Below are 20,516 nucleotides of genomic sequence, written 5' to 3'. Positions count from 1 at the left end.
TAGAAGCAGAGTAAAATTGGTAAAATATGCTAAAAAATATCTATCGCAAGGAAGCGATTGAGTACAAAAAAACGCACTGGAAAGGGAAAGCTCTATTGTTGGCAGGAATTCCTGCATGGCTTATAACCTTACTGGCATTCATTTTCCTTATTGCCCTGGTACTTTCGCTTATATATTGCACCTTTACCCAGCGTATTGATGTACGTGGTGAAGTTATTACCCTTCCCCACTCCGTTAACGTTTTCGCTCCCCAGCAGGGTTTTGTTGTTAACCAGCATGTAAAAGTGGGTGATATAGTTAAAAAAGGTCAATCACTCTATGAACTGGATATTTCACGCAATACAGTGAATGGCAATGTCAGCACTGCACAGATTGAAGTCATCAATGAGAAAATCGCTAATGCCCAGGATATCATCAGCAAACTTTCACATAATAAGTCTGAAACGCTAAGCGCCCTGGATAAACAAATAAAAACTACCCGTGACTCCCTGGCAGAAACCAATCGTATGCTGGTAAACACTCAGGCAGGCTTAAAAAAGATGCATAATAACTTAGCCAGCTATGATAAATATCTGAAAGACGGGATGATTACTAAAGATCAGTATAACTATCAGCATTCATTATATTTCCAACAGCAAAGTGCTTACCAGTCTCTGGTGAGCCAAAAGATGCAACTCGAGTCCCAGCTCACACAAACAAATAGTGATAAAGTCACTAAAGCGGCAGATTTTGACAATCAGATATCGAGCCAGCATAACCAAATTAATGACTATAAAAACCAGCTAGTGGAATCAAATGCCAATAGCAATATAATTATTAAAGCCACTACCGACGGAAAAATAGAGTCTTTAGCCGTTACCAAAGGTCAGATGGTGGAAAACGGCAGCAGCCTTGCTCAGATTAAGCCCACCGGCAATGTTGAGTATTATCTCATCCTCTGGTTACCCAATAACACCATCCCCTACGTGAAACCCGGGGACACCATTAATATTCGCTATGATGCTTTCCCTGCCGATAAATTTGGCCAATTTCCAGGTAAGGTTTTTTCTATTTCCTCGGTCCCGGCGTCACGTCAGGAAATGGCAGAATATACCAATGTAAGTAACGGCACTAATCAGCAGGAATTAGCGCTCTATAAAGCAATTATAAAAATAAAGGACAAGACCTTTAGCTACAATGGAAAAACGCTCACGCTCTCTAACGGCCTGAAGGCTCAGGCGGTAGTTTTCCTTGAAGAACGCCCGCTTTACATGTGGATGTTTACTCCTTTCTATAAGATGACGCAAAGCGTGAGTGGCCCGATCGATGAATAAAGAACTATTTAAAACCATTACCGATAAGCTTAATTTTTCATTCCGCCATAAAACGCCGGTTATTTTACAGTCAGAGGCTGCCGAATGCGGCATCGCCTGCCTGGCAATGGTATGCGGCTTTTACGGTCTCAATATCGATCTGTTTAACTTCCGCCATCGCTACGGCAGCCCCTCTCAGGGCGTCACGCTGATGTCATTAAGTAAAACGGCGGAACATGCCGGGCTAAAAAGCCGGGCACTTTCTCTCGACCTCGATGAAATAAAGCAGCTAAAGCTCCCCTGCATTATCCACTGGGGTATGAACCACTACGTTGTACTGACTAAAGCACGTAAAAGTAGCTTTATCGTTCATGACCCGGCGCTGGGAAAAAGAGTTATTGGTATCCAGGAGATGTCGAATAACTTTACCGGCGTTGCCCTGGAGCTATGGCCAGATCAAAACTTCCAGCAGGAGCAGGCAAAGTCTCGCCTGCGCCTGCTGGATCTGATGCGCAACATTGTTGGCCTCAAATCCGTCCTGCTGAAGATCTTTGCCTTTTCGGTTGTCGTTGAAGCCATCGGTTTGTTATTACCTATCGGTACGCAGCTGGTAACCGACCATGTCATCATGGCCCACGACCAGAGCCTGCTTTCTGTCATCTGTATTGGCCTGGTGTTTTTTACGCTCTTTCGCACCTTTATCAGTATGCTGAGAGCATGGACCTCATTAACGTTAAACACCTTAACCAACATTCAGTGGAAGACAACGCTGTTCGATCATCTGACGAGCCTACCATTATCCTTTTTTGAGAAGCGCCATTTAGGCGATATTCAGTCTCGCTTCTCATCACTGGATACCATTCGCTCGACGTTTACCAATAGCATTGTTACCGGCATTATCGACTCAATCATGACGATTGGCCTGCTGGTTATGTTAACCCTGTACGGCGGCTGGCTGGTCTGGGTCGTGGTAGGCTTTACGTTATGCTACGCCATCATGCGTTTTGCCACCTACAGCTTCTATCGTCGCGTTGCCGAAGAGCAGGTTATCAAGGGCGCGCGCTCCAGCTCGCACTTCATGGAGTCGCTGTATGGCATTTCAACCATTAAAGCGCTCAACTTAAAAGAGCGTCGTTCGCAGCACTGGTTAAATATCAATATCGATGCCTGTAATGCCGGCATCAAACAGACTCGTTTCGATATGATGTTTGGCGGTATTAATACTTTTATTACCTCTATCGATCAAGTCGCCGTACTCTGGCTGGGTGCTATTATGGTTATTGATAACAATATGACCCTCGGTATGTTTATGGCTTTTAACGCCTATCGCGGGCAATTCTCGCAGCGAGCATCAAGCTTGATCGACCTGGTCATGCAACTGCGCATGCTGTCGTTACATAATGAGCGTCTTTCAGAGATCGTCTTCAGCGAGCCAGAAAAAGAGCTGCCTTCGCGACGCGTTTTTGCTGAAAATACGGGCGTTAAGCTGGAAGTGAAAAATCTCAGCTATCAGTACGATCCGTTCTCACAGCCTATTTTTTCTAATTTAAATATTACCGTTGAACCAGGTGAGTCAATAGCTCTGGTGGGCCCTTCCGGGGTCGGTAAAACCACCCTACTGAAAGTCATGTGCGGCCTGTTAGCCCCCACCAGCGGCGACGTGATAGCGGATAATCTCGATATTCAAAAAATTGGCCTTAACAACTTCCGCCATGGAACGGCCTGCGTTCTTCAGGAGGACCGTCTTTTCTCTGGCTCACTTATCGATAATATCAGCGGTTTTGAAGATAACGCCGATATGGATTTCATCATCGAATGTGCGCGCAGGTGTAATATTCATGACGAAATTATGAAAATGCCTATGGGTTACGAAACCATTGTCGGTGAGCTTGGTTTAGGCATCTCTGGCGGGCAAAAACAGCGAATCTTAATCGCCCGTGCGCTCTACCGCAAACCCAGCATTCTGTTTATGGATGAAGCCACCAGCCATCTCGACCTGAAAAATGAATCGGCCATTAACCAGTCTATCTCTGGTTTAAGCATTACCCGAATCATTGTTGCCCATCGACCATCCACCATTGCCTCAGCCGATCGCATCATTGATATGTCACAGCTCCATATGCAGGCACCAGCGTAACCACCAGGAAAAGGAGATCCGTATGCAAGGAACATTTATTGGTTTTAATACTGCATCTATTAAATATGAGGACAAATTTTTGGCTTTGATGCTCAAAGTCAAACAGAGTAATCAACTCTGTCAGTCTTATTATCTTCAGGCGCCGATTCTTGCGGATCTCCTGTTAGTTCTGCAGCACAGAATGGCCATCGTCCTGCAGCGCTTAAATGCTGAAGGCGAAAGTTATAAGAATGAACTGGTGGCCTTTAATGAACGCCTTATAGAAAATACACCGACGATCGATATTCCGGAAGTACAGCAGCCCAATCCGGAAAAGCGTATCATGTCGATAACGTTAAAACCCGGCCACACCTGGTCAACGCTCATACTGGTGCTGCAAAATGAACAAATTGCTACGTTGCGCATTGATGATATGCAAGTTGAAGCGCTGCTGGTGGGCATTCAGCAGTCGCTTAAACACACTGGTGATAGCGATCTAATTAATTATTTAACTTCCTCGCTGGAAGGCCTGATGCTATACGCGGTGGATTTAAAGAATACCAGCAGCGTTGATTATCAGCAGTATCTTCAGGATGAATGGAAGCTCAATCTGTTTTCCCATTATCTCGGCGTGTTGTACTGTTGTGACACGGAGGAAGGCCGAAAAATCATCTCCGGCGCAGTGATTAAAACCAACGCCGCTCATCCATCAGAGCAGGAAAATATCGTTGTAATGCGCTTAATTGAGAGAAGCCCAAAGCTGAAAGAAGTGCATACCCAGCGCCAGCCCAGCCAGATTTTTAGCCAAATAATTCCTTCTCAGCCAGGAAAAATGATGACGCTGGAGGAGTGCCTACGTCCTTTGCATGCGTTCTACCAGCAAACTCAGGCGCAAATCAGCAAGCAATAAAAGAGATCAAGCGGGTGCCTCAATTTATGCAAGAGAGGCACCTGTTAACTCAATTCGGGCACTTATAAACCTGGCCGTTCATTTGGCTATCGGTCGGCACAAAGCTCGACAGCAGATTCTGCGTCGGGCTGCTGACGCCGTAAATCACGTTGCCGCCCATTTCTGCCGCATGGTTACGCAGAGCATTTGCCGCGCCGCGCATAGAGCCGCCTTCATCACCATTCTGCCCGGACAGCCAGTTGCTCTGCGTTCCGGTCGCGGTCCCTAACAGCTGGCATTCAGAACCCGGCTTATCTTCAACAAAGCGTACGTTCTGGCCGCCAGAGGTCAATTCGTTGCTGGAGCTGCAACCTGCTAACAACAATGCTGCGCCGACAATCCCTGCTAAATATTTTACCTGCATGTTATTCCCCACGATCAATGAGCTGGACGCACTGGCCCGGATGTACAACCTTATACTAAAAAGACGACAAAAAGAAAAACCCCCGAGCATTTCTGCCCGAGGGTTCTTTATTTAAGGGGTATAGAGCACGATTACATCATGCCGCCCATACCACCCATGCCACCCATACCGCCAGCAGCACCTAAATCAGGCGCATCGCTTTTCGGCAGGTCGGTGACCATGCACTCGGTGGTAATCATCAGACCAGCAACGGATGCTGCGTATTGCAGAGCAGAACGAGTCACTTTAGTTGGGTCCAGGATACCGAAGTCGATCATGTTGCCGTATTCTTCAGTTGCTGCGTTGTAACCGTAGTTACCTTCACCGGCTTTTACGTTGTTAGCAACAACAGATGGCTCTTCACCAGCGTTGGATACGATCTGACGCAGCGGAGCCTCCATTGCGCGCAGCGCAACTTTGATACCGACGTTCTGATCTTCGTTCTGAGCAGTCAGGCCAGCCAGTTTAGCGGCAACGCGAACCAGCGCTACGCCACCACCGGCAACTACGCCTTCTTCAACCGCGGCACGAGTTGCGTGCAGGGCATCGTCAACGCGTGCTTTTTTCTCTTTCATTTCAACTTCTGTCGCTGCGCCAACTTTGATTACCGCGACGCCGCCAGCCAGTTTAGCTACGCGCTCCTGCAGTTTTTCACGGTCATAGTCAGAAGTTGCTTCTTCAATCTGCTTACGGATCTGAGCAACGCGGCCCTGAATCGCAGCTTCTTCACCCACGCCATCAATGATGGTGGTGGTGTCTTTGTTGATAACAACGCGTTTCGCCTGACCCAGGTCTTCCAGAGTCGCTTTTTCCAGCTCCATACCGATCTCTTCAGAGATAACGGTACCGCCGGTCAGGGTTGCGATATCCTGCAGCATAGCTTTACGACGGTCGCCGAAGCCCGGAGCTTTAACCGCAGCCACTTTAACGATGCCGCGCATGGTGTTCACCACCAGGGTCGCCAGCGCTTCGCCTTCTACGTCTTCAGCGATGATAACCAGCGGTTTGCCAGCTTTCGCTACGGCTTCCAGAACCGGCAGCATTTCGCGGATGTTGGAGATTTTTTTGTCAGCCAGCAGGATGAACGGGCTTTCCAGCTCAACAGCACCGGTTTCCGGCTTGTTGATGAAGTACGGAGACAGGTAGCCGCGGTCAAACTGCATACCTTCAACCACGTCCAGTTCGTCTTCCAGACCGGTACCGTCTTCTACGGTGATCACGCCTTCTTTACCAACTTTATCCATCGCTTCAGCGATCAATTTACCTACGGTTTCGTCGGAGTTAGCGGAGATAGTACCAACCTGAGCAATGGCTTTAGAATCAGAGCACGGTACGGACAGCGTTTTCAGTTCTTCAACAGCGGCTACGACAGCTTTGTCGATACCACGTTTCAGATCCATCGGATTCATACCCGCAGCAACGGCTTTCAGGCCTTCAGCGATGATAGCCTGAGCCAGTACGGTTGCGGTAGTGGTACCGTCGCCTGCAGCGTCGTTCGCTTTAGAGGCAACTTCTTTTACCATCTGCGCGCCCATATTTTCGAACTTGTCTTCCAGCTCGATTTCACGCGCTACGGACACGCCATCTTTAGTGATGGTCGGCGCCCCGAAGGATTTGTCCAGAACCACGTTACGGCCTTTCGGGCCCAGGGTGACTTTAACTGCGTCTGCCAGTACGTTTACGCCGCGCAGCATTTTCACACGAGCGTCGTTACCGAATTTTACGTCTTTAGCTGCCATTTTATCTTCCCTTAAATTCGTATGTTCAGTGTCGTTCGCGGATTACGCTTCAACAATTGCCAGAATGTCGCTCTCGGACATGATCAACACTTCTTCATTGTCGATCTTCTCGGATTTTACGCCGTAGCCATCGTTGAAAATGACGATGTCACCAACTTTAACGTCCAGAGGCTGCACGGTTCCGTTTTCCAGGATGCGGCCCTTACCGACAGCGATGATTTCGCCACGAGTTGATTTTGCTGCCGCAGAACCGGTCAGAACGATGCCGCCAGCAGACTTCGTTTCAACTTCTTTACGTTTGACGATCACACGATCATGTAACGGACGAATACTCATTTTGATAGCTCTCCTTTGAGAAAGTCATTATCAGTTATGGATGACGCCGGTCCGCACACGGTTTTCCGGCTAGTGCCCTGAGAGATGGGGATGGGGTTTTCCCGCTTCAAGGGGAAAAGCAAAAAAAAATTTGTCCACGTGCTCAGACGCACACTAATTTGCTGTCCTCACCTGACGTCATAAGCAAAAGCGATTGTGATACCATCCCTTTTTTGCCGGGCGCAAGGTTGAATCATGAGTGGTTTAAAACAGGAGTTGGGGCTTGCTCAAGGAGTGGGGCTACTTTCCACATCATTACTGGGAACCGGCGTTTTCGCCGTTCCGGCACTGGCGGCATTAGTCGCCGGCGATAACAGCCTCTGGGCCTGGCCGGCGCTGATTTTACTGGTGTTTCCCATCGCTATCGTCTTCGCCACGCTGGGCCGCCACTTTCCCAGTGCAGGCGGCGTTGCGCATTTTGTGCATATGGCTTTTGGCCCGCGCCTGGCGCGCGTCACCGGCTGGCTCTTTTTATCGGTGATCCCGGTCGGGTTACCCGCCGCCCTGCATATCGCCACCGGCTTTGGTCAGGCGCTCTTTGGCTGGCACGATAGCCAGCTGCTGCTGGCCGAGCTGGGAACGTTGGCGATTATCTGGTGGGTCGGTTCCCGCGGGGCCAGCTCCAGCGCCAATCTACAAACGCTGGTTGCCGTGCTGATTGTCGCCCTGATTGTCGCCATTTGGTGGCGCGGGGGGATAAACCCAGCGCAGATCCCCTTCCCGGCGCCTTCTGATATCGACAGTTCGCAGCTTTTTTCTGCCCTTTCGGTGATGTTCTGGTGTTTTGTCGGTCTTGAGGCCTTCGCGCACCTGGCCTCTGAATTTAAGCAGCCGGAACGCGATTTCCCCCGCGCGCTGATGATCGGCTTATTACTGGCGGGTTCAGTCTATTGGGCCTGTACGGTACTGGTTCTGCATTTTCACGCCTTTAGCGAAGAGATGGCCGCCGCCGCGTCGCTGCCCAATATCGTGGTGCGCCTGTTTGGCGTGCAGGCGCTGTGGATTGCCTGCGTTATCGGCTATCTCGCCTGCTTCGCCAGCCTCAATATCTATATTCAGAGTTTTGCTCGCCTGGTCTGGTCGCAGGCGCAGTACAAGCCCGAGAGCTATCTGGCCCGGCTGTCGCCGCGACAGATTCCGCGCAACGCGCTGAATGCGGTGCTCGGCTGCTGCGTCATTAGCGCGTTAGGCATTTATGCACTCAATATCAATCTTGATGCGCTGATCGTATACGCCAACGGCATTTTTATTATGATCTATCTGCTGTGCATGCTGGCGGGCTGCCGTTTGCTTGAGGGACGTTATCGCCTGTTAGCGGCGTTTGGCAGCCTGCTGTGCCTGCTGCTGCTGGCAATGGTGGGCTGGAAGAGCCTTTACGCGTTTATCATGCTGGCGGTACTGTGGTTGTTTTTACCGAAGCGCAGGCTGGCGTAGAGGGGTTCCGGGCCGGAGTAACCGGCCTGGACAATGCAGGTTAGTCGCGGCGATCGTCTTTATGATCGAGACGGTCGCGTTCGTCGTCTTTACGCTGGTATTCGCCTTCAAAGGTATCGCCGCCGCCCGTTCCGGCACTAAACCCGCCGCCCGGCATCCGGCTAAAACGCAGATGCGGCATCAGTTTTAAGGTCAGATGCTTCTGTACCGGAGGTAGCAGCAGCAGCAGTCCCAGGAAATCGGTAAAGAACCCCGGCAGCAGTAACAGCAGACCGGCGATAATCAGCGACACGCTTTTGATCATCTCAGCGGCCGGGCTCTCCCCCGCCGCCATCTTCTGCTGCATCAGCACAAGGTTTTTAAAGCCCTGGTTTTTTACCAGCGATATCCCCACCACCGAGCTGAAGATCACCAGAATCAGCGTCAGCAAGACGCCAAGCACATGGGCGACCTGGATAAAGATCGAGATTTCAATGTAAACGTATAAAAAAACGGCAATTAATGGAATCCAACGCACCGGCGTCTCCTTCATAAACAGACGCCCGCATCGGCGCCCGTAGTCATTGATGTGCTATTCGCATCAGAAAGATGTTGGGCCAAAACGTCACTTTTCAATCGTAAAAAAAGCTTATTTTTTTCAAGATTAGAAAACCGGTGACTCATTTCACAGATTAATAATTCTTATAAGATTCACTACATAATAAGTGATCAGGGCGGCTGATATTCGCTATCATCAGCATATGATCGTGGGCACCGGGCCGATTAAGGAAATAATCTGCGGCCAGAAAATGCGCTAGATCCGATAAATTCTGCGTATTTGGTGAATTCATAGGCAGCTTGAAAGAGAAGGTTCACATGTTAAACAACATTCGTATCGAAGAAGATCTGTTGGGCACCAGGGAAGTTCCAGCCGACGCTTACTACGGCGTCCATACTCTGAGAGCGATTGAAAACTTCTACATCAGCAACAACAAAATCAGCGATATCCCTGAATTTGTCCGCGGAATGGTAATGGTGAAGAAGGCCGCTGCGCAGGCTAACAAAGAGCTGCAAACTATCCCAAAAAGCGTTGCCAATGCCATTATCGCCGCCTGCGATGAGGTCCTGAATAATGGCAAATGCATGGACCAGTTCCCGGTCGATGTGTTCCAGGGTGGCGCGGGCACTTCCGTTAACATGAACACCAACGAAGTACTGGCCAACATCGGCCTTGAGCTGATGGGCCACCAGAAAGGCGAATATCAGTACCTCAACCCTAACGACCACGTTAACAAATGCCAGTCCACCAACGATGCGTACCCGACCGGTTTCCGCATCGCGGTCTACGCGTCCATCCTCAAGTTGATCGATGCGATTAACCAGCTGGGCGAAGGCTTCCAGCAGAAGGCGGTTGAGTTCCAGGACATTCTGAAAATGGGCCGGACTCAGCTACAGGATGCGGTGCCGATGACCCTCGGCCAGGAGTTCCACGCGTTTAATGTTCTGCTTAACGAAGAGACCAAATGCATTCTGCGCACTGCGGAGCTGCTGCTGGAAGTGAACCTTGGCGCGACCGCTATCGGCACCCGCTTGAACACCCCGGATGGTTATCAGCAGTTAGCGGTACAAAAACTGGCGGAAGTCAGCAACCTGCCGGTCGTACCCGCGGAAGATCTGATCGAAGCGACCTCCGACTGCGGCGCCTACGTAATGGTCCACAGTTCCCTGAAGCGTCTGGCGGTAAAACTGTCCAAAATCTGTAACGACCTGCGCCTGCTCTCTTCCGGCCCGCGCGCTGGCCTGAACGAAATCAATCTGCCTGAACTACAGGCGGGATCCTCCATCATGCCAGCTAAGGTAAACCCGGTAGTCCCGGAAGTCGTCAACCAGGTATGCTTCAAAGTGATCGGCAACGACACCACCGTCACCATGGCTTCCGAGGCTGGCCAACTGCAGCTGAACGTGATGGAACCGGTGATTGGCCAGGCGATGTTTGAATCTATCCATATTCTGACCAACGCCTGCTACAACCTGCTGGAAAAATGCGTCAGCGGCATCACCGCCAACAAAGCGGTATGTGAAAGCTACGTCTATAACTCGATTGGTATTGTCACCTACCTCAACCCGTATATCGGCCACCACAATGGCGATATCGTCGGCAAGATTTGCGCCGAAACGGGCAAGAGCGTCAGGGACGTGGTGCTTGAACGCGGGCTACTGACCGCAGCGGAGCTGGATGACATCTTCTCTGCGCAGAACCTGATGCACCCGGCCTATAAAGCGAAGCGTTATACCGATGAAAGCGAACAATAGATCTTCAGAGTAGACTTACCACAGGCATGTCAGCGATGACATGCCTTTTTTGTTCTTATTGATTTACTAAATCACAACAACCCAATATCAACTTGTTAATAAAACAAGGAAGGAAAATATGTTTGGTGCAGAACTCGTTATTGTCCTGCTGGCTATTTATCTGGGAGCCAGACTGGGGGGCATCGGCATCGGTTTCGCCGGTGGCCTGGGTGTCCTCGTCCTGACTCTCGTTTTTCAAATTAAACCCGGCGCGATCCCCTTCGACGTTATTGAAATCATTATGGCGGTTATCGCCGCTATCGCCGCCATGCAGGTCGCCGGAGGGATGGACTATCTGGTCAGCCTCGCCGAACGTATGCTCCGGCGTCACCCCAAATACATCACCTTTCTAGCCCCGCTGGTCACCTGGTTTATGACCGTACTTGCCGGAACCGGGCATACCGCATTCTCGACCCTACCGGTGATCACCGAAGTGGCAAAAGAACAGGGCATCCGCCCCTCGCGTCCTCTCTCCATCGCGGTGGTCGCTTCGCAGATTGCGATTACCGCCTCGCCGATTTCGGCAGCGGTGGTCTTTTTTGCCGGCATTCTTGAGCCGCTGGGCGTCAGCTACCTGACCCTGCTGGCGATCTGTATTCCGGTAACCCTGATTGCCGTCATGCTTACCGCCATCGTCTGTAACTTCCTCGGTTGCGAGCTGAAAGACGATCCGATTTATCAGGAGCGACTGGCAAAAGGGGAAGTCAAACTGCGCGGCAGCCAGGTTTTTGAACTGAAGCCGCACGCCAGACGCTCGGTATTACTGTTTCTGATTGGTATCGTCGCGGTGATGTTCTACGCCACCGCCATTAGCGATACCGTAGGCCTGATCCAGAACCCGGTCCTGCCGCGTAACGAAGCGATCGTCGTATTTATGCTGACTATCGCAACGCTGATAAGCATTACCTGTAAAATCGACACCGGTGAAGTTCTCAACGCCAGCACCTTTAAATCCGGCATGAGCGCCTGCGTCTGCGTTCTCGGCGTCGCCTGGCTGGGGGATACGTTCGTCAAAGCCCATATCAGCGATATCCAGACCGTGGCGGGCGACCTGCTGCACAACTACCCGTGGCTGCTGGCGGTGGTGTTGTTCTTCGCTGCGACCCTGCTATATTCCCAGGCCGCGACCACTAAGGCGCTGATGCCCGCAGCGCTGATGCTGGGCGTGAGCCCGCTGACCGCCATCGCTTCATTTGCCGCCGTCTCCGCCCTTTTCGTTCTGCCGACCTACCCAACGCTGCTGGCGGCGGTCGAAATGGATGACACCGGCTCAACCCGCATCGGCAAATATGTCTTTAACCATGCCTTCCTGATCCCCGGCGTCATCGCCATTACGCTATGCGTGATCCTCGGGTTTATTTTCGGCGGTATCATGCTGTAAATCTCTTCAAATTCGGGCCAGATCCTGGCCCGTTTCGTTAATCCTCCCCACCTTGCGTGCTATAGTGCCTCTTTTCGCTGATACGAGGTTCACGATGACTACGCCTGATGCTGTTGTTGTACTCTGTACCGCGCCGGATGAAGCGACCGCCCAGGACCTGGCGGCCAAAGCGCTGGCGGAAAAACTCGCCGCCTGCGCCACTCTCCTCCCGGGAGCGACATCGCTCTACTATTGGGAAGGAAAACTGGAGCAGGAGTATGAAGTGCAAATGCTGCTGAAAACCGACCTTGCCCATCAGCAGGCGCTACTGGACTGCCTGAAGTCTCATCACCCGTATCAAACCCCTGAACTTCTGGTTCTGCCCGTTATTCACGGAGACAACGATTACCTCTCATGGCTCAACGCATCATTACGCTGATCCTGCTGCTTTGCAGCACTTCGGCCATTGCCGGCCTGTTCGACGCCCCTGGCCGTTCGAACTTTGTTCCTGCTGACCAGGCTTTTGCCTTCGATTTTCAGCAGAATCAACACGATCTTAATCTGACCTGGCAAATCAAAGATGGTTACTATCTTTACCGTAAACAGATAAAGCTGACGTCCGCCGATGCGTCGTTTACCGCCCCCTCGCTGCCTGCAGGCGAGTGGCATGAGGACGAGTTTTACGGTAAAAGCGAAATTTACCGCCAGCGCCTGACCGTGCCGGTCACGCTGACTCACGCCGCCGCCGGCGCGACTCTTACCGTGACTTATCAGGGATGCGCGGATGCCGGTTTCTGCTATCCGCCGGAAACCAAAATCGTGCCGCTCGGCAATGCGCTGGCGCGCTCCGACAGCGGCGCTACGGCCGAACAACCAAAGCTCAACCCGCCTCTGCCGCTGGAAACGCGCCCGGCGCTGCCGGTAGAGTCGCCATCTGCTCTTCCTCCCTTAGTCCAGGATAACAAAGGCTCAGATCTCCCTTTTAGCGCGCTGTGGGCGCTATTAATTGGTATCGGCATCGCGTTTACCCCCTGCGTTCTGCCGATGTATCCACTCATTTCCGGTATCGTGCTGGGCGGCCAGCAACGTCTCTCCACCGCCCGCGCGCTGCTGCTGGCCTTTATCTACGTTCAGGGTATGGCCTTAACCTACACCGCGCTGGGGCTGGTTGTTGCCGCTGCGGGCTTGCAGTTCCAGGCGGCGCTGCAGCACCCTTATGTGCTGATCGGCCTGTCGGTGGTGTTTATCCTGCTGGCGCTGTCGATGTTTGGTCTGTTTACGCTCCAGCTGCCTTCGTCGCTGCAAACGCGTCTGACGCTGATGAGCAACAAACGTCAGGGCGGTTCACCCGGCGGCGTATTCGCCATGGGGGCGATCGCCGGATTAATCTGCTCGCCCTGCACCACCGCGCCGCTGAGCGCCATTCTGCTCTATATCGCCCAGAGCGGTAATCTGTGGCTGGGCGGCGGTACCCTGTATCTCTATGCGCTCGGTATGGGGCTGCCGCTGATCCTGGTGACCGTATTCGGTAACCGTCTGCTGCCGAAAAGCGGCCCATGGATGGCCCACGTCAAAACCGCCTTTGGCTTTGTGATCCTCGCGCTGCCGGTCTTTTTACTGGAGCGTATCGTGGGCGAACCGTGGGGCCTGCGGCTGTGGTCGCTGCTGGGCGTCGCCTTTTTTAGCTGGGCGTTTATTACCTCGCTGGGCGGCACGCGCCCCTGGCTGCGTATCGTGCAAATAGCAATGTTCGGCGCTGCGTTGGTCAGCGCCCGTCCGCTGCAGGACTGGGCTTTCGATGCGCCGCTCGCCCAACGGCAGGCCCATCTCCAGTTTACCCGTATCCATAGCGTCGATGAGCTCAATCAGGCGCTGGCGCAGGCGAAAGGTAAACCGGTGATGCTCGACCTGTACGCCGACTGGTGCGTGGCCTGCAAGGAGTTCGAGAAATACACCTTCACCTCACCTGAGGTTCAACAGGCCCTGAAAGAGACCGTTCTGCTGCAGGTTGATGTCACCAAAAATAGCGCGCGGGACGCGGCGCTGCTGAAGCATCTCCAGGTGCTCGGCTTGCCCACCATTCTGTTCTTCAATGAACAGGGCGAGGAGCTGCCCGCGCAGCGAGTCACCGGATTTATGGATGCCGCGGCATTCAGCGCCCATTTGCGCGATCGACAACCGTGAGCGACACTGTAGGAGGAAAAATGGAGGAAAAGACCGTGCAACGTGAAGATGTCCTGGGTGAAGCCATCCAAATCCTCGAAATCGAGGGTATCGCTAACACCACGCTGGAAATGGTCGCCGAGCGCGTGGCTTACCCGCTCAATGACCTCAAACGTTTCTGGCCTGACCAGGAAGCGCTGCTGTACGACGCGCTTCGCTATCTCAGCCATCAGGTCGATGCCTGGCGCCGCCAGCTTTTACTGGACGAGTCGCTAAGCGCAGAGCAGAAGCTGCTGGCCCGCTACGCCGCACTGACCACCTGCGTAAGCAACCATCGTTATCCCGGCTGCCTGTTTATTGCCGCCTGTACTTTTTATCCGGACCCTCAGCATCCAATCCATCAGCTGGCCGAACAGCAAAAGCAGGCTTCACTGGCCTATACCCACGAACTGCTTAGCCAGCTGGAAGTTGACGATCCGGCAATGGTCGCGAAGCAGATGGAGCTGATCATCGAAGGCTGCCTGAGCCGGCTGCTGATCAAACGCAGTCAGACGGACGTCGATACCGCGCGTCGCCTGGCTGAAGACATTTTACGTTTTGCCCAGTGCCGTATGGGCGGCGCCCTGACCTGATTCCGATATCTTAACTGATTCATCGCGCATATAATTCCCCTTCATCGATATGCTGACAGGGTTTGATATGCGCTCTCTTCTTTGGCTTGCCACCATGGGGCTGTGTTCGACGCCGCTCCTGGCAGCCTCTCCGCAAGGCTTTTCTTTCGCGCATAAAGACTGGGAGCTCGCCTGCGACAACACCGGTACCTGTAGGGCCGCCGGCTATGGCGCCACCATGGGCGAAGTCAGCGTTCTGCTGACCCGCAATGCGGGCGCGGCGCAGCACGTCATCGCTGTCGCGACCTTCGCGCAAACCGAACGCGATATTCCTCCCGACGCCGCGGTAAACCTGTTTATTGACGATCGGGATCACGGTCCACTTGACGTCGCCGACGAGAGCCACTTTCGCTTCGATGATACCCAGACGGCGGCCCTGATTCAGGCCCTTGAGCACAACGGAAAAATTGAGCTGGCGCTTAACGGCGAGCGTAAGACGCTTTCCGACGCAGGCAGCAGCGCCGTATTTTTGAAGATGGATGAGTTCCAGCGGCGCCTGGGCACTGCCGATGCGCTGTTACGCCAGGGCGACGCCGGTGATGACAATATTTTATCGGCAGCGCCCGCGCCGGAAATCATCGCCGCGCCGGTGGTTCACGATGCCGCTACCGCGCCGCTGCCGGCAAAGCAGCGGCAGAAACTCCTTCCCCAGCTTGTCCCGCTCCTGAACAGTCATTGTGACGACTGGCAAAACGCGGATATCCCGGCGTCTGAGCGCCAGCTCACCGCAATCCCGCTGGACAAAAACCACACGCTGATTCAGGCCCTGTGCTGGCGCGCGGCCTATAACGACGGCTATGCAATGTGGGTTGTGGACAAAGGGTTCATGACCCCGCCTCAGTTGGTCACTACTGACGCCTCCAGCTATGCCGATGGCGTACTCACCTTTTTCAATAAAGGCCGCGGTATCGCCGACTGCATCAGCGGCGAAGAGCGCGTCTGGGACGGCAAAACGTTTGTCCAGAGCCTAAAGTACACCACCGGTGACTGCCGGGAAATCGCTCCCGGCGGCGCGTGGATGCTGCCCACCTTTGTGAGCCAGGTTATCCCAAAGCAGCAGAAAGATGCCGATAACAACGCGCTGAAAGCGTTATACAACGCGGTGTTAAAAGAGCAGAAGGTCAATCCTGAACTGGATCTGAATAAGATCGCCGAGCAGTTTCCTCTCAGCGGCAACGTCAGCCATTTTACGCTAACCTACGCGGACGACTCTCTGGTCTCGACGACGAAACCTTCCGCCGATATCAGCGATGATGAGTGGCAGACGTTTCTCCAGTCCGATATCAGCGCCGACTCCGAAAACGGCAAAGTCAGCTTTACCCTGGTCGACCTCGACGGAGACGGTAAGCGTGATTTAATCATCGACAGCTACGTCGGCGGTACCGGACTCTTTAGCTATACCGGAATATTAAAACGCAGCGACGATGCTTTTGCTGCGGTCAACAGCGATGATAGCGGCAACGGCGATGATTTTGACGCAGGCGTTCCCGGCGCGCTCTACTCTCTCAACGGCCGCGGCGCCAACCAGTGGAGCCATTGGGTACGCATTAATGGCCAGGTTTATGCGCTCTGGTACAACGGCCAGTTTGGCGAAGATAATCTCTATCTCTTGCGCCCGTTTGGTCCCTCAGGCAGTACGCCGGCAGTGACGATCCGCTACCGCTACACCCTTAACGACATTCGCTCGCCGGAAAAAGACCAGCCCCTGACGCCCGCGCTGAATGAGCGGGAAAAATCAGACCTGCTGAAGTCACTGGAAGTGATGCAGAGCAGCCTGCTCAAGGATAAGCCGCAGAGCGACAATGACGCGCCGATTTGCCCTATTCCTCCGGGCACGTCGTCCGATGACGCGGAAAACTACTACAGCGGCGTACCATCGAACTATATCTATGAAACCGTGGCGTATATCCCGGTTTGGCTGAACGATAAATGTTTTATCGGCACCATCTTTAGCCACCACGGCGCCTATCGCCACGGCGTCGACGCGGAAATCACGCTCAGCTCGCCGCGTGATGATGAAGATATCGTTGGCGACTACACGATCTCCGGATTGCGCCGCGCTATCTCGGTGACCAGCGGCTGGAAAATCCGCGAAGGCGACAACGGTATGATGTAATTTTCAGCAAAAAAGCGCCTTTGGGCGCAGAATTGCCGCAAAGTTAAGCAACCGATAGATAAAACGAGAAATTTGATTGACGGGGCGTACGGATTACGGTTTAATGCGCCCCGTTGCCCGGATAGCTCAGTCGGTAGAGCAGGGGATTGAAAATCCCCGTGTCCTTGGTTCGATTCCGAGTCCGGGCACCAAATTCATATCAACGGACCTCTACGGAGGTCCGTTTTTGTTTGTATATCCCTAGTAAAATCAACACACCCCAGCCAGTCCACTTCAACTGAACTCAATCAGCTTCTACCCACATCTACCTCCTTGCGAGGGTACAATTGAGGGTATAGTCTGATTCGATAATATTTGTACCCTCAACATAATGCAGGAAACCCGTCATGGCATTAACCGATGCAAAGATCCGGGCTGCTAAACCGGATGAAAAACCCTACAAACTGGCAGATACTGGCAACATGCATCTGCTGGTTCACCCTAACGGCTCGCGCTACTGGCGGCTACGCTATCGCCATCAGGGAAAAGAGAAAACGCTGGCGCTTGGCCTCTATCCTGATATCTCACTGTCTGAAGCTCGCTCATTGCGCGATGACGCCAGAAAGCTCATCGCACAGGGTATCGATCCCTGTGAACAAAAACGGGCTAAAAAATCGGATTCGGAGGCATCGGATACTTTTGAAACAATCGCCCGTCGGTGGCACGCCAGCAACAAGAAGTGGTCTGAAGCACACCGGGCCAAAGTGCTGACCAGCCTGGAGACACATGTATTTCCTTCTATCGGTTCGCGGGATATCAAAACGCTGAAAACCCCCGATCTTCTTGTCCCGGTAAAAGAGGCGGAATCAAAGGAAATTTATGAAACGGCATCGCGCCTGCAACAACGTATCTCAGCCGTTATGCGATATGCGGCGCAGTCGGGAATCATTGACTATAACCCGGCGATTGATATGGCCGGAGCACTGGCATCCGTCGAACGTGAGCATCGCCCTGCCCTGCCGCTTCATCGCCTGTCAGAACTGATTACCCGCATTGATGTTTACAAAGGACAGCCTCTTACCCGGCTGGCTGTAGAACTCACTCTGTTGATATTCATTCGTTCCAGTGAGTTACGCTTCGCCCGCTGGTCTGAGATTGATTTTAAGAAATCCATGTGGGTGATACCGCCTAAGCGTGAGCTAATCCCCGGCGTGAAGTTTTCTGAACGTGGTTCAAAGATGAAAACACCGCACATGGTTCCGCTTTCCAGTCAGGCGCTGGAGATCCTGAAGCAGATAAAACAGATCAGCGGTGAATATGACCTGATATTCACTGGCGACCGCGATCCGTATAAACCGATGAGTGAAAACACGGTCAATACGGCCTTACGGGTGATGGGATATAACACGAAAGTTGAGGTCTGCGGCCACGGATTTCGCACGATGGCCTGTAGTTCTTTGATTGAATCGGGACTGTGGTCGAAAGATGCCGTAGAGCGCCAGATGAGCCATCAGGAGCGTAACGGTGTGCGTGCTGCATATATCCATAAAGCGGAGTTTATTGACGAGCGTAAACTGATGCTGCAATGGTGGGCCGACTTTCTTGATGCTAACCGGGAGGAAACAATTAGTCCGTTTGATTTTGCGAAGGTTCAGGGGCGGTAGTATGGTTGCGTATTCTACAAATTAATTGCAAATCAAATTTGACTTGACGGTACTCTGTTAGAGGGATTAAAAGCGGAGAATTTTCCGCTTAATGACTTTAGTTCCTTAGTTAACAATTCTAAACGTTGCTAAGGAACTATTTCAAAATTTTGATTGAACTAACATTTAATAGAGCTTTGGTCTTATGGTGACCAGTGTGCCCGAAGAAGACTTCTCCTTCCACCTTTACGTATTTTCCGAGTATATCTAGACGGTTATCATACATATCTGTAGGTACGCATAATTGAAACATACACGATGAGCCATTCTCATATAACTCACCATTTTCCATGCTTCGCCCTATCAATGTAATTGATGCATTAGTATAGAGAATCCAGTAGAACTGTGGTTCGTCACCATTATTTATTGATTCATAATTTGGTGGTCCGGGGAACACTTCATCTCGAACTTTTCCATACAGGGTAGTTATCTGCCCATCTAACAACTCTTTAGGAAGACTTGATTTCTTTTCAAATCTTGAGTTTTTTGATCTGAACAATCGACGTCGAGTATTTTGAGATAGTAGAAAACTCACAACAGCAATGATGATTGAGCTTATAACTCCAATCCCCTGCCAAGTTGCGCTGGATAAAAATTCAATCAAAATAAACTCCTTTTTAACCAGATCTCATTTCTGGTACAAGATATAAAATAAAATTAGGTCTTTGCCAGATCCACATCCGTGTAAGATTGGATCTGAACTAATACGCATCATACTAATTAATCAACTTATAGTATCATGTTAATTATTTATAGATGAATCAATGTGATATAGTGCAGATTTATTTTTCATTATAGTGATTGCTTCATCGATAGTTTGCACATCGAATCGTGTAGTTTCTCGTTTATCCCCACGGACTACTTTTCGTGCTTTGGAACAGGAAATATTTTCACACCAAGCTAATGCCTCAATGAGATCATTATCATTCATTTTTATATCGAGAAAGACGAGTCTTTCTTCAAGAGTTTGGAATTCATTAGTGTTACGTTGATTGTTCGATTCGAGATTTGTTAAACGTGTTTCAACATTAGCAACTTTTCCCTTTACTTGTAAAACATCTTCGGCCAACTTTTCGTGTTTTACGATAGTATCTGCAAGCATACGAGAGTTTTGAGCTAATATTTCGGCCATTTGTGCAAATGCAGACCCTTTTGCTTCAGGAGGCGCAGGATAAACACCATGCCTTGTTAGAGAAGGGATTACTTCATGGAAAAGCCATTTTTGGAATCGCTTACCAGCAGCACTTCTATCGCTGGACATAACTCTATAAAGTCCGGGTTGTGTAACAAAGATTTCCTTCTCACCTTCGAATACTCCATTATTTACATCCAGCGCTTTATACTCATCAACATCCAATGCTTCCAGTTGTGCTTTAATAAGTCCGAGCATTGACTTTGTTGCGTAGCGTGAATTTATTTCTCTATTTTCTTTATTTAAAGTGATTAATATATCTTTTAAAGAAATATATAAAATATCGGAAATAATCGTAGTTCTAATGTCACTTTCACCAGTTTCACCTTTGTAACATATATTCATCAGATTATTATTCATAAATTCCCTTAAAAATATTTCAGCAGTAGAACAAGTATAAATTCTCAACAGTATACTCTCCACTGTTCAGGCACGGAAGTATGTAGTGCATACAAATGCCAGAAAAAAACCTTTAAGTTCAATGTAGTTGGTTACCTACTCTCAACCAGGCAATGTTTGAAGCCTTTTTGCTTTTTAACAAACTGAAATCAGGAGAATTATAAAATGACTACAATATGCCCGGAATGCGGCTCTGACCGCGTAAGTGAACGTCATATTGGCAGGAAGACGGGAAGTATTGCCGGAGGTGTGGCTGGCGCTCTCAGTGGTGCGGGAACGGGGGCAGCGATTGGT

The 20,516-nt window shown here is 51.2% G+C and carries 17 protein-coding genes and 1 tRNA gene; 12 read left to right on the top strand and 6 right to left on the bottom strand.

The genetic code is table 11. The features are described 5' to 3' along the window. The first annotated feature begins 26 nt into the window (after positions 1–26). From KCG39_RS20860 to yjeJ, 3 genes are read left to right on the top strand one after another with little or no spacing between them, the layout of a single operon-like run. A complete protein-coding gene (locus KCG39_RS20860; RefSeq protein WP_142468494.1) occupies positions 27–1,313 on the top strand; it encodes an HlyD family secretion protein in 1,287 nt (428 codons plus the stop codon). After that, complete coding sequence (locus KCG39_RS20855; RefSeq protein WP_004128007.1) at positions 1,306–3,429, top strand: peptidase domain-containing ABC transporter; 2,124 nt, start codon at positions 1,306–1,308, stop codon at positions 3,427–3,429. The genes KCG39_RS20860 and KCG39_RS20855 overlap by 8 nt, the downstream gene beginning before the upstream one ends. Positions 3,430–3,451: 22 nt before the next feature. Then, on the top strand, positions 3,452–4,318 hold the full coding sequence (yjeJ, locus tag KCG39_RS20850) for a YjeJ family protein (protein WP_087829693.1): 867 nt from the start codon (positions 3,452–3,454) through the stop codon (positions 4,316–4,318). A gap of 49 nt (positions 4,319–4,367) precedes the next feature. Here the strand turns inward: yjeJ and KCG39_RS20845 are convergent, their stop codons facing one another. The 3 genes from KCG39_RS20845 to KCG39_RS20835 all read right to left on the bottom strand — a co-directional run bounded on the left by KCG39_RS20845 (position 4,368) and on the right by KCG39_RS20835 (position 6,835). Then, entirely contained in the window at positions 4,368–4,721 is a 354-nt protein-coding gene (locus tag KCG39_RS20845) for a DUF4156 domain-containing protein (RefSeq protein WP_004097909.1), read from the bottom strand. A 131-nt stretch (positions 4,722–4,852) separates the two neighbouring features. Further along, a complete protein-coding gene (gene groL, locus KCG39_RS20840; protein ID WP_004128001.1) occupies positions 4,853–6,499 on the bottom strand; it encodes a chaperonin GroEL in 1,647 nt (548 codons plus the stop codon). 42 nt (positions 6,500–6,541) lie between these two features. After that, positions 6,542–6,835: a co-chaperone GroES gene (locus KCG39_RS20835; protein WP_003855929.1), complete on the bottom strand. Its 294-nt coding sequence runs from the start codon at positions 6,833–6,835 to the stop codon at positions 6,542–6,544. Positions 6,836–7,069: 234 nt separating this feature from the next. On the opposite strand from KCG39_RS20835, the gene yjeH reads away from it, so the two are divergent. Continuing rightward, positions 7,070–8,308, top strand: a complete 1,239-nt coding sequence (yjeH, locus tag KCG39_RS20830) for an L-methionine/branched-chain amino acid transporter (protein WP_049112919.1) — start codon at positions 7,070–7,072, stop codon at positions 8,306–8,308. 40 nt (positions 8,309–8,348) lie between these two features. Here the strand turns inward: yjeH and KCG39_RS20825 are convergent, their stop codons facing one another. Next, on the bottom strand, positions 8,349–8,825 hold the full coding sequence (locus tag KCG39_RS20825; protein ID WP_004127994.1) for an FxsA family protein: 477 nt from the start codon (positions 8,823–8,825) through the stop codon (positions 8,349–8,351). A gap of 338 nt (positions 8,826–9,163) precedes the next feature. Here KCG39_RS20825 and aspA point away from each other — a divergent pair, with 338 nt between their 5' ends. The 8 genes from aspA to KCG39_RS20785 all read left to right on the top strand — a co-directional run bounded on the left by aspA (position 9,164) and on the right by KCG39_RS20785 (position 18,592). After that, positions 9,164–10,600: an aspartate ammonia-lyase gene (gene aspA / locus KCG39_RS20820; protein ID WP_004097898.1), complete on the top strand. Its 1,437-nt coding sequence runs from the start codon at positions 9,164–9,166 to the stop codon at positions 10,598–10,600. 118 nt (positions 10,601–10,718) lie between these two features. Then, positions 10,719–12,020 (top strand): anaerobic C4-dicarboxylate transporter, encoded by a 1,302-nt coding sequence (locus KCG39_RS20815; protein ID WP_004127992.1) that lies wholly within the window; start codon positions 10,719–10,721, stop codon positions 12,018–12,020. Between the two features lie 94 nt (positions 12,021–12,114). Next, complete coding sequence (gene cutA / locus KCG39_RS20810) at positions 12,115–12,438, top strand: divalent cation tolerance protein CutA (protein WP_004109254.1); 324 nt, start codon at positions 12,115–12,117, stop codon at positions 12,436–12,438. Further along, positions 12,414–14,183: a protein-disulfide reductase DsbD gene (locus tag KCG39_RS20805; protein WP_142468492.1), complete on the top strand. Its 1,770-nt coding sequence runs from the start codon at positions 12,414–12,416 to the stop codon at positions 14,181–14,183. The genes cutA and KCG39_RS20805 overlap by 25 nt, the downstream gene beginning before the upstream one ends. 35 nt (positions 14,184–14,218) lie before the next feature. Then, positions 14,219–14,794 (top strand): transcriptional regulator, encoded by a 576-nt coding sequence (locus KCG39_RS20800; RefSeq protein ID WP_004871181.1) that lies wholly within the window; start codon positions 14,219–14,221, stop codon positions 14,792–14,794. 67 nt (positions 14,795–14,861) lie between these two features. Continuing rightward, positions 14,862–16,949, top strand: a complete 2,088-nt coding sequence (locus KCG39_RS20795) for a DUF1176 domain-containing protein (protein WP_004127983.1) — start codon at positions 14,862–14,864, stop codon at positions 16,947–16,949. A 115-nt stretch (positions 16,950–17,064) separates the two neighbouring features. Continuing rightward, positions 17,065–17,140, top strand: a tRNA-Phe gene (locus tag KCG39_RS20790). 195 nt (positions 17,141–17,335) lie between these two features. After that, positions 17,336–18,592 carry a tyrosine-type recombinase/integrase gene (locus KCG39_RS20785; protein ID WP_211811466.1) on the top strand — a complete coding sequence of 419 codons (1,257 nt, stop codon included), beginning with the start codon at positions 17,336–17,338 and terminating at the stop codon, positions 18,590–18,592. 136 nt (positions 18,593–18,728) lie between these two features. Here KCG39_RS20785 and KCG39_RS20780 read toward each other — a convergent pair whose 3' ends face one another. Further along, positions 18,729–19,235, bottom strand: coding sequence for a DUF4431 domain-containing protein (locus KCG39_RS20780; protein ID WP_211811465.1), 507 nt, complete (start codon positions 19,233–19,235; stop codon positions 18,729–18,731). A gap of 138 nt (positions 19,236–19,373) precedes the next feature. After that, positions 19,374–20,183, bottom strand: coding sequence for a BRO-N domain-containing protein (locus tag KCG39_RS20775; protein WP_211811464.1), 810 nt, complete (start codon positions 20,181–20,183; stop codon positions 19,374–19,376). Positions 20,184–20,516: the final 333 nt, after the last annotated feature.

The sequence above is a fragment of the Klebsiella pasteurii genome, assembly GCF_018139045.1.
GTDB lineage: Bacteria > Pseudomonadota > Gammaproteobacteria > Enterobacterales > Enterobacteriaceae > Klebsiella > Klebsiella grimontii.
Note: the sequence above shows the minus strand (reverse complement) of the source record. Positions and strands in the feature narration are given on the sequence as shown.